The organism is Dyadobacter alkalitolerans DSM 23607 (genome assembly GCF_000428845.1).
Taxonomy (GTDB): domain Bacteria; phylum Bacteroidota; class Bacteroidia; order Cytophagales; family Spirosomataceae; genus Dyadobacter; species Dyadobacter alkalitolerans.
This window is the reverse complement of sequence record NZ_AUAS01000001.1, coordinates 678,723-689,934: the sequence shown is the minus strand read 5'-3', so window position 1 is coordinate 689,934 and position 11,212 is coordinate 678,723. Positions and strand designations below refer to the sequence as shown.

Sequence of the window (11,212 nt, the reverse complement as noted above, 5' to 3'; positions counted from 1 at the left end):
CATACTTTAAAAATAAAGCAATGAAGATTTTAAAATATATACCCGGACTTGTTTTCATGCTTTCGCTGCTGGTCGTAACTTCTTGTAAGGAAAGCCTCACGGAGATCAATGAGAACCCAAATGGTGTTGATCCAAACAGCGCCAATCCAAACCTGATAATGCCCACCGTCATGACGGGCGTTGCGAATCAATATGTAAAATTAGGCTACGGCAAAATTGCTGGCGTAATCCAGCACACCCAGGAGGATGCGTGGAAAGACGCTTTCAACGATTACAACTGGAACGAAGAAGACGACGAATGGAAATCGTGGTATGGCTTTCTGAGAAATAACAATCTGCTGCATAAGAGAGCTGTTGAGTCCAAATTCAAATTCCACGAAGGGGTTGCATTAACGATGCGCGCATTCATTTTCGGCACCATTTCCGACCTCTGGGGCGATGCACCTTACACGCAGGCGCTGAAAGGAGATGAGGGAACAATGCTTCCCGTATTTGACAGTCAGGAAGTGATTTACAAAGGGATTATTGAGGATTTGAAAGCAGCGTCGGCAATTTTCGCAGCATCCGGTGATGAAAGGGATGCACCTGCATATGATGTGTTTTACAATGGAAATGCACAGAAATGGCAAAAATTCGCGAACACATTGCTGCTTCGTTACTATATGCGTATTTCCAGCAAGCTTCCGGACATTGCCAAACCAGGGATTGAGGCAGTTTATGCATCCGGAGTCTATTTCAAAGATGCCAGCGATGACGCCGTAATGGATTATATCGGCACTGATAAAGATAATTCTTGGCCCAATGCAACCGCGTATGACGTCAGCGAATCCAACTGGAGAAGGAGAAGGCCGGCATCAACATTGATCAACAATCTGGTAACCAATGACGACCCCCGATTGAAAGTGTGGTTCCAGCCCGTTCACGTGCGTTGGGTGGCAGATCCGACATTGGCCAAAGGAATGGATGAATTCATTCGGGAGGATGGCAAAATCCTTACCGGGGTAAAATCATTTACTGAGCAGGAATTAAGGGTGAAAATTGCCGCAGGACATAAATATACGCGCCATTTTAACCCCAACACTTACAAACCCAGCCGTCCCGAACAATTCAACGGGCCGATCAATACAGGCGAATATGTGGGCGTTCCTCCGGGGATGATTGATCCCACTTATTTCAATGAAAACCCTACGACGGGCCAGCAAGTGCAAAATCAGCATGCGTCGCAGCTGAGCTACACGTATCAAGGAAATAAAGGTGGGATTTTGAAAGCCAGACTGGCTTCTGCGGCCGAAGCTTCATTCATTCTTGCGGAAGCTGCACAGAAAGGCTGGGCTGCCGGTTCTGCTGCTGCGCATTATAACAATGGAATCAAGCAATCTTTGCAAACCTGGGGTGTAGCGGATAAATACGACACATTTATCAAGCAAAAGGGCGTTGCCTATAATGGCACATTAGCCCAGATTATGGAACAAAAATGGGTGTCGAGCTGGACAGCTGCCACAGAAGGCTGGTTTGATTATCGCCGGACCGGCTTACCCGCATTGGTTCCGGGCGTAGCGCCTACATCCCGCGCATTGCCCCTGCGTTTTATTTACAGTAACAATGAGCTGAATAACAACGGAGAAAGCGTAAAGAGTGCAATTGAAAAATTAGAGGAGACCAAGTTCTCAGGACCGCGTAAGAAAAACAGCCAGTGGTCGAAACCATGGTTGGTGCAGGGCACCGGAAAACCCTGGTAATAAGTAAACAGGCTTTTGTTTTTTTGCAAATAGCCCGATCATAGCAGAACCGCAGTAGAGTAAAAGGAACGCAGCTTCGTGCCCTTTTTCGCTACTGCGGTTTTTTGTTTACAACATTTATTATCCACACTTATTCAGAAAGAAAGAATCAATGCAAAAGAACTATTTAAAAACAATCCTCCTCGCTGCATGCTTCGCAGCGCTTTTCGCAGGTTGCAATAAGAGTAACGAACCTCCTTCGGGAACTGTAAAAGAAGTGATAGACAATTTGGTTACAAAACTTTACAGAACCCTCCCGCCAACACAACTGGATACGATTTCACATGAATATATTTTGCGCTTGCTGACAGATAAAGACAAAGAGATTTTGTCAAAAAAATTCTGGACATTCGATGTCAATGTGCCCGTAATTGTTTCCTTAATGCGGGATAGGGATCAGGAGGTGGTCCCGTTCTGGATAGAAGCGAGCGGGTTTAAACTGACTCAATTTCAGGTCAAGAATGATGAGTATGAGTACGAGGTTTGGCAGAAGGAATTCCCTGCGGGACACGTTGGACTTGGAATAAATGGTTTTGATAAGCACCGGCCTGTCTATTTTATTACCGTGGCCCCGCAAAATGAGAAGGATAAGCTCAAAATCACGAATGTGAATCCCCAGTATGCATTGGGTGTCATGGATCTTAACGAATTTACCTATCACGATTGGGACGAATTGAAGCTGAAATTTCTTTCGGTTGAACTGAAAGATCAGGTCCTTTTTACGACTGTCCGCGGCCGGGCGAGAGAAGCGCATCTGGTAAACGCATTCAGAACAACCGACACGCCTTCCAGTACAAAGCCCGATCAGGTCGTGCTCACTTGGAGCGGCGACCCGAAAACAACCATGGACATTCAATGGAGAACCAGCCCGGAAGTAAAAACAGGAAAGGTAAAATACTGGGAAAAAGGCGGTATAGATACATTTTTCGTAGATGCTTCCGTATTTAAAATGGAAGACAGGCTGCTTCGGAATGATCGTTTCGTAAACCGGTTCACAGCCAATCTCACATACTTGGACCCCGGACAAGCCTATCAGTATGTATTGGCTTCCAAAAACGGCTGGTCGCAACCTGCTGAATTCACGACGGCCCCTTTGAATGAAGAAGATTTTTCATTTATCTGGTTTGGTGACACGCACCATTCTGAGGCCTGGGGTGATATGGCCAAAAAATCATTGAAACGACATCCCGAAACAGCATTTTTCTCTATTGTGGGAGATCTGGTCACCACCGGCTTGCACCGCGACGAATGGGATAAGCTCTGGGATTATTCAGACAGCATGTTTACCGGTAAGCCATTGATGCCAGTTCCGGGTAACCATGACAGCCAGGATGGGCTCGGGGCATGGATGTATAAGGAAATGTTCAGCCTGCCGGACAATGGTCCCAAAAAGCAACCTTCCGAAATGACCTATGCCTTTAATTATGAGCATGCGCTGTTCCTGATGATGGATGCGACGCTGCCGATTCATGCGCAAACTGCATGGATGGAGCAACAGCTTAAAAATTCTGATGCAAAATGGAAATTTGTCATGCTCCATTTCCCGCCTTACAACTACGATAATTCGTATGATGAGATTATAAAAGAATGGTGCTCGCTATTTGACAAATATCACGTGGATATGGTCATGAGCGGGCATATGCATTATTATTTGCGTACAAAACCAATGTTCAACGAACAGCCCGTGGCATCGCCGGCAAAGGGAACAATATACACGGTGTCTATCGGCATTCCGGGAGAATTGGAATATTGGTTAGAGGAAGAATATGCTGCGGTAAGAATGAAAGAAGGCCCGCTTTACCAGCACATTGCGATCAAAGGAAACACACTTTCGTACAAATGCTACGATCCCGATGGCAATGTAAAGGACCAATTGATAATCAAAAAGTAAATTGTCTTTTTAGTTAAACGAGCCGGAAATGAGCGAAAAACTAGCAATACATGGCGGCACAAAAGCCGTGGACAAAGAATTTCCCTGGCCGATTTATGATAGCAGTGACGTAAATGCGGTCACGGAGATCGTCATGAGCGGAAAATGGGGAAATCCGGATTGCGGTGATGAGGTCGCGAGGTTCGAAAGTGAATTTGCCGCCTATTGCGGAAGCAAATACGCCATTACCTGTGTAAATGGCTCCGTGTCGCTCCGCCTTGCATTGATTGCCTGCGATGTAAAACCGGGCGACGAAGTAATTGTTCCGCCTTATACGTTTATTACAACAGCTTCGTCTGTGATTGAATGCAACTGCGTTCCGGTGTTTGTGGATATCGATGCCGACACCTATAACATGAGTCCGGCAGCGATAGAAGCTGCTATTACTGAGCGCACAAAGGCTATCATTCCCGTTCATTTCGGTGGGCTCGCCTGTGATATGGATGCCATTATGGACATTGCAAAAAGGCATGGGCTGCGCGTTATTGAAGATGCCGCCCACGCCCATGGTGCCGAATATAAGGGGAAAAAGTTAGGCTCAATAGGCGATGTGGGAAGTTTTAGCTTCCAATCATCAAAAAACCTGACTTCCGGAGAAGGTGGGATTGTGATCACAAATGATGATGAGTTATATGCCATGATGCGTTCCCTGCGGAATGTCGGGCGCATAGAAGGCGGTCAATGGTATGATCACTACAATCCCGGCTGCAATTACAGAATCACCCAAATGCAAGCCGTGCTGCTCTCACAGCAGTTGAAGAGGCTGGAAATGCAAACGCAAAAGAGGAATGATAATGGTCTGTATTTGAATGAATTATTGTCGAATATAAAAGGCTTAAAACCACTAAGCCGCAGTGAAGCCATCACGTTGCATTGCTATCATATCTATATCTTTAAATACGACGCCAGTGAATTTGGCGGCTTATCAAGAAACGATTTCGCAGCAATGCTGGCCGCAGAAGGCGTGCCTAGTTTCAAAGGTTATCCACACCCGTTATACAAGCAGCCCCTTTTTCAGAACAAAAACTTCATGTGCTACGCCATCCCCGACCACGTAGATTACACCCGGGTCCATTGCCCTAACGCCGAACAAGCGTGCTCCGAGGCCATCTGGATCCTCCAACACGCAATGCTAGGCGAAAAGGAAGATATGCAAGCTTTCGCGCAGGCAATCTTGAAAATCCAGCGGGCAGTTTGCTGAACCGCCCCGCTGCATTTACTTACCAACTCTAACTCTGATCCCTTCGCTATGCGCTGTGAATTCGGGGGCGTACATGCATTGGATGGTGGTGATGCCATTGCTGAAATCGCCTTCCTGATTAATAAATAGCGGATATTCGAACACATATGTTCCTTTATATAATGTGCTGAAAAAGAAGTTGGTGCTGGCGTCTTTTGTGCTTTCATAGTAACCTAAGCCTCCCTGCCATTTATAACTGCTGAGCACATTCACAGGCTCGAAACCAGAGGCGCGCATATCTTTCATATGCACATATTCCATGTCCCGGTCGGCGCGAAGTTCAATGCGAACCTTTACTTTGTCGCCAACGTGCAGGATGTCATCGGGGTTTACGGGAGTAAGCACCGGCCCGCTATCCGAGTTTTTTTCAAAAAATAACTTTTTTGATAGTTTAAGCGGCGTTTCTGAATAAGTGATTTTGTCAAGATCTTCGAAATACTGCCAATAGACCGCTCCCCATGATGGTGCGCTGGCAGTGCTTTTTTCTCCATTTACACGCACTTCAATGTTCCCCATGCCTGCATTCACTTTACTTCCCTCGATCCTCGTTTTGAAATAGCCCGTGCCCGCTTCGGTCTTCTCCGCCTCCACTTTGGTGTCGCCCAGATGCACCGATATCGTGCGGTCGTCGGTAAGCCAGTTGTTTCCGGTCATAAGCAGTGCGTAGCAGGCTTCGGCAGTGGCTTTTGTGCTTTCCCAGTTGTTGGTTTGCTTATTTTTCAAGAGCCATGTTTTCATATCATTCACTGCCGCATCATCATTTGCAATCTCTTGAAACGCCTCTATCAACAGAGCCTGACGCTCGACAGGCGCTTCGTGCCACCACCAGCCGCGTTGCGTTGTTTTCCAATACATGCCCAACTCTTCGTTTACAATAGCCGTTTCTTTTAAAGATTTCAGGATTCCGACAGGGGTAAGCTTATCACCGGAGCGATGCAATGCTAAGGCAATCAGCCCTTGCATATATTTGGTTTGAGCGTTCCACGTAAGCTTAGCTCGTTCCATGAAATAGCGATGTGCTTTTTGAGAAGCAGCGGGCACGGGCTGATCCGGGAAAAAGCTTCGCATATATAAATACTGCGTCACCAATGTTGACGGCGTATATTCTTTTAAGTTAGCCTTATGCTTGATCAGATCCTTATAATCGTCGATGATCCGGGCGTCGAGATAGGGTATGACGGCTTTGATAATGGCACCAATGGGCTCCTCCTGGCTTTTTTGAACGGCATTCGCTTTACGCAAATGCCCTATTCCGCTAGCGATGTACTGCGTCATGTAACGGTCGTCGGGGCCGCCTTTGAACCAGGAAAAGCTTCCATCCGGATTTTGAAGCTGTTTTAACTTTTCAATAGCGCTGCTCAGCTCATTGGTCATTCGCAAAAGATCAAAAAGCAGGGCAATGTTCTTTTTTTGCTCATTTTCCGTTTTTGCTGCCAGCACCCAGGGCGTTTCTTCCAACAGCAATGATTTCAGTTCCTGGTTTTTTTGGAGATTGCTGAGCAGAGCCGTCGTGTCACTTTTACGCCAGGTTTCAAAAACCCTGGCAATTCTTGAAGAGCTTGCGACAATGCTTGCTGCCATTGAATTGGCATAATAGCGGTTCCAGGTCTGTTCGGCACAATCGTACGGATATTCCATTAAATAGGGCAGCGCTTGCACGGCGTACCAAGCCGGATTGCTGGTGTATTCTACGGTAACAGACTGATTTGTAAGCGTTTTTGAACTTCCGGAATTGATCAGCTTTTCCATTTTGAATTGCTTGCTTCCTGTTTCGCGCATGGCCAGAGGCAATGTTTCGGTTACCAACATGCGGTTGGACAACACAGGCAACGTGTTTTCTTCACCGTCCGAGAGGTTGCCTGAACTCGCTACGATGCGCCAGTTGACTGTTTTGGAATAAGGTTTTGGAATGGTGATGGCAAATTGCACCACCGTGCTTTGCCCGGCGGCAACATTGAAATCCTTCGCATTTTCCACATTCATAAATAATGCGTCGACAGCTTCATTGCTTTCCGTATCCATCAATTGCAATGACACTTTCCCACTCAGCACACGATCCGACAAGTTGACCACTTTTGCTGCAAGCGTAATCTGATCCCCTTCGCGCAAAAACCTGGGCGGGTTTGGCTGCACCATCAGTTCTTTCTGCGTAATGATTTCTTTGCTGCTGTAACCCAATGCGAGCTCTTTGGTATGCGCCAGGGCCTGGAATTTCCAGCGCGTCAATGCTTCGGGCATCGTGAACGAGAATGTAATGCTGCCGTCCTTATCGGTTTTCAGGTCAGGAAGGAAGAATGCGGTTTCGTTGATATTTTTCCGCGGAGAGGCTGGTGGGATAGTGTTCAGCTTATCTTTTTTCTGTTGAACACCATAACCGACTTGCACCACTTCATTTAAAGCGTCAGCATCTTCTCCAAACGGTGTTTTCTTTGCGACCACCGATTCCTTTACTTCCTCTTCGGAGGTCACATTTGCAGACAGCGGAGCACTCATTATCATATTTCTGTTTCGCACATTACGGCCGCCGCCATTTAGTCCGCTGGCCCTGCCACTCAATCTCAATATGATGCCATTGTCGCCATAATCAGGGCCAAGCAAGTTGTCGTAGCGCTTCTCGAAATGCTTGTAAGGTTCAGCACCCGAATAAAGCACCTGGGCATCTTTGTACATGAAACTAAGTCCGTTTTGCCACCTGGCGAGCCCCGGGCTAACCGGCCAGTGATCGGGTTTATTCCATTCATGCTGGTAAAACTGATCCAAAGAGGCGTCGTACATGCCAGCAAGCATTTCTGCCGCCACTTTGTCCTGCTTGTAACCCGATATTTTAAGGGTCCATTTTTCCTTGCTGCCAGGCAAGGTTTTGTCGCGGAATGTCTGATATTCAATATTTAAATCCTTGTTAGTCCAAGGCACGCTCACGAAATCCTGATACTGGTGCACGCGGTTGTGCTTTACAAATATGTAATCGACACCAAAACCGCCTCGGTCTGCTTCTGTTGCGGTTATATCGAAGGACTTTCTTTCCGCATTTAATTTGAAAAATGAAAAATTGTCCGGCTTGCTTTTTTTGCCGGAACTGGTGATTACGAATGCGTTTTCGGCAGACGTAGCAAGCTGAATGTTTGTTTTTTCACCTGGTTCGATCGTTGTGCTGCCTTTTGCCTGAATGTATTCCGGATAAATGAGCGCATTGCTTTGGGGATCAATGAGTTCCATGTATTTAATGTCCTTAACCTCTGCATTCCGCTCGTCTTTTGCCGTTATTTCAATTTTATAAACGCCGGCTGCCAGTTTGGTTTTATCGAGTTGAAATGGCTCTTTCTCGTTTGTCTGTGCTGTTGTTTGGAAAACGACACTTTGCTCGGGCCAGTTTTCCTTGTCCGTTTCCTGATCATATTCATCATTTGGGAAAGCTGCGATAAATTCAGGTTTGGTCATGACAAATACGTCCGGGCGCTCCCAGTAACGCGGGCGGATGAGCCTGTTTTCCGGGGAAAGTCTGGTGATCTTTACGGTTACAGGCGACGGAACAAATGTCCCGTTCATATTTTCCGTGCGTATTTTGAAATCGGATAATTTGTTGATCTCAATGGTTTCCGGAATGTCGGTTTTAACTAAAATGGATTTATAACCCACATTGACATCCGTTTGCGCACTCCGGGTTTCTCCGTTTATATCCGTAATGTCGGCGTAAACTGTAAAGTTGAAAACCGGTTCCAGGTCTTTCTTCGCCCTCAAATTCGGGATGGCTTCAAAATCAATGTAAAACTTGCCCGAAGCATCAGTAACAGTTTCACCGTGAGTAATGTCCATCGGGGCGGCAATTGGGAAATATCTGGACTTGTAAATCCATGGATATAAATATCGCTCGCTTCGGACCACACGGTAAACAACTTTCGCGCCATCGATTTGGTTGCCGGCATAAGCCGTGCCTGTTCCGGACACCTTAATGCTGTCGCCCAGCTGATAGGATCCACGCAATGTATCAAACTGCACGGCAAATCGCGGTCGCTTGTATTCTTCCACATGAAAAGCAGTCACGTCTCGGTCGTTCGCTATGATGGAAAACTGGCCGTTAAGCGTTCCGGAAGGCAGGACGAATGACCCGGAAAAACTCCCAAAGTCATTCACAGTTTTGGTAGCCTTTTCGACCACTTCACCGTTAGCGTTTTTAAGTACTACTTTAAGTTCTTCACGCTGATTTTGTATAACCGTCTTTCCTTTTGCAGCAATGCCCTTGTAATAAACGGTTTGGCCAGGTCTGTACAAACTTCGGTCTGTAAAAAGATAAATGGCACTGTGCGCACTTCGCGCAGTATCAATATATGTGTTATAGTAAGTATGAACAGGTTGCTGAATAAACAAATGATCATTTCCATGCGTAACTTCCAGTAACAAGCCCTGCGATTGGGGGCGTTTCGGATTTCCTTTCTGTTTGAAATAACCGTTTTTGTCGGTTATATAAGAGGATTGTTTCGTTTTGACATAACTGCTTGTTTTATAATCATATATGGAGTTCCAGATCGAGGCATTTGCACCGGCAAGTGGTTGTCCGCTGTCGCGGTCAAGGATAAAATAATCTTCATCGCGCTGAACATAGCTGATGTTGCTGACATAGAGAGGCTTGAACCCAGAGGTGAAATTTCTGTCCAAATTGTGGGCCTGCGAGCTGGCGATCAGCATATACTCGCCTGTTGGAAGGCCGTCCACCTTAATTTCCCCGCCATGCTGCTGATAATCTTTCATGTCAGGCAGTTTTTGTTCCCAACTCCGCAATGCAGGCGCTTTGTGAAGCAGCCGGAAGGTCTCATTGATATCGTTTTTGTCAACGCTCCGTTTTATCTCTTCGGTCGCTTTTACGATCTTCAAGAAAACCGAGCTGAGATTTTTATAATGAACGAGTGTTAGAAAAGGCTTTTCAGGAATGTTTACATGTTCTGCGGTGAACTGCAATTCTTGCCTTTTAATGCTGTTCAAAAGGTTGTAAGCATTAATTCCACCTTCCGTTTCAGGGTTTTCCTTAATGACTTTTTCACATATTTCAGCCGCTTTGACTTTGGCAAAACGATGGGTCGTATCCCCGTTTGCTTTGAATGTATTTCCAAATGTATCATGGTAAGCGGCCATCAGATACCAGGCTTGTGCTGCGGCCGGGGTTTGCGCATATTGTTCCGCCAGATGATTAATCGCCATATAATACTGGGATTCTGCATCCGGATGAACCGATTTTTGCCGCACAAACTGTAACCGCTGCAAATCAATGTCGATCAATGCATCAGGCTGCGGATCATCGCTGTGAAATGCGATTAGTTTCTGATACAATTGCAAGGCAAAGAATTCAAGTGAAGTGCTGTCTTTGGTCTCAAACTTGCGGTGAATGAAGTCGGCAGCCGGATCAAAAGCCGAAGCTTTGTCGATTTCAAATGTGTAAGCTGGTTTCTTAATGTCGCGTTCGTCATTTGAAAAATACTGTAATGCACTGTTTGTCAGTAAGTCATATAGGGTAGGGCGCAGCTTTCGCATGTTTCCCTTCGTAATGATGGCGTCGTAGGCTTCCAATTTTGTTTGTTTCAAAAGTGCTTCGTCCGCAATGGATGCCCGATAAAGCGCAGTAATTTTTGCATGAAAATCCTCGGCAGACCAGGTGCTGATATCCTCTTTTATGAAATTTAATGTGGCCGTCCGCTGGTAAAGTTGCCAGCGGATCCTGTTGTAATAGCAGTAATAAGTGGAAGCGAGCAGGTTTGTTAGGATGGACTTTGCCGGGCCATTGCTCTCCGCAACCTCCTTTTCCAGCTCCTTAATGGCAGTTGTTTGATGATCCTCCCGCGTTTCGGCTTGCAACGTGACCATGTACACCGCTGCCTTAATCACCTGGGCTTCCTGCTTTTCCTTTTTGGCCAGATCATAGATCTTCCTGACTTCTTCCAGCGCCGATTTTGGTAAATTTTTTTGCTCGTGTGCTTCAACGATTTTCCACTGGGCATCGTAGGTTTTGAGCTTTTCCTGTCCGTTTGTGTGCATAGGTAAGTAGCAAATGAAGAATGTGATGAAATACGGTAAGTATGCCCGGAATGCTGTCATGTTCTTTTAGGGAGAATGAAATGCAATGATGAACGTAATGTGCCGTCAATGCTTGTTACGCTAAATATAGTTTAAAACGAAAATGTTTTAGGATAGCATTTATCCGGAGGCAGTTATGAAGTATCCAGGCTTCATTAGAATTTAACATTCGGCAGAAGTAAAAAACGAGCTGATTGCCGC

General features: G+C 46.1%; 4 protein-coding genes. 3 read left to right on the top strand and 1 reads right to left on the bottom strand.

What is annotated here, in order from left to right; translation table 11 throughout:
* Positions 1-20: 20 nt before the first annotated feature.
* From G395_RS0103020 to G395_RS0103010, 3 genes are all read left to right on the top strand, one after another.
* Positions 21-1,739, top strand: a complete 1,719-nt coding sequence (locus G395_RS0103020; RefSeq protein ID WP_026628720.1) for a SusD/RagB family nutrient-binding outer membrane lipoprotein — start codon at positions 21-23, stop codon at positions 1,737-1,739.
* Between the two features lie 151 nt (positions 1,740-1,890).
* A complete protein-coding gene (locus tag G395_RS0103015; RefSeq protein ID WP_026628719.1) occupies positions 1,891-3,669 on the top strand; it encodes a purple acid phosphatase family protein in 1,779 nt (592 codons plus the stop codon).
* A gap of 28 nt (positions 3,670-3,697) precedes the next feature.
* Positions 3,698-4,909, top strand: coding sequence for a DegT/DnrJ/EryC1/StrS family aminotransferase (locus tag G395_RS0103010; protein WP_026628718.1), 1,212 nt, complete (start codon positions 3,698-3,700; stop codon positions 4,907-4,909).
* A 15-nt stretch (positions 4,910-4,924) separates the two neighbouring features.
* Here the strand turns inward: G395_RS0103010 and G395_RS0103005 are convergent, their stop codons facing one another.
* Positions 4,925-10,972, bottom strand: coding sequence for an alpha-2-macroglobulin family protein (locus tag G395_RS0103005; protein ID WP_229203926.1), 6,048 nt, complete (start codon positions 10,970-10,972; stop codon positions 4,925-4,927).
* Positions 10,973-11,212: the final 240 nt, after the last annotated feature.

Excerpts from the sequence above, each read along its gene's own strand:
- G395_RS0103020 (WP_026628720.1), top strand. The coding sequence starts at position 21 with ATGAAGATTTTAAAATATATACCCGGACTTGTTTTCATGCTTTCGCTG.
- G395_RS0103005 (WP_229203926.1), bottom strand. The coding sequence starts at position 10,972 with ATGCACACAAACGGACAGGAAAAGCTCAAAACCTACGATGCCCAGTGG.
- G395_RS0103015 (WP_026628719.1), top strand. The coding sequence starts at position 1,891 with ATGCAAAAGAACTATTTAAAAACAATCCTCCTCGCTGCATGCTTCGCA.
- G395_RS0103010 (WP_026628718.1), top strand. The coding sequence starts at position 3,698 with ATGAGCGAAAAACTAGCAATACATGGCGGCACAAAAGCCGTGGACAAA.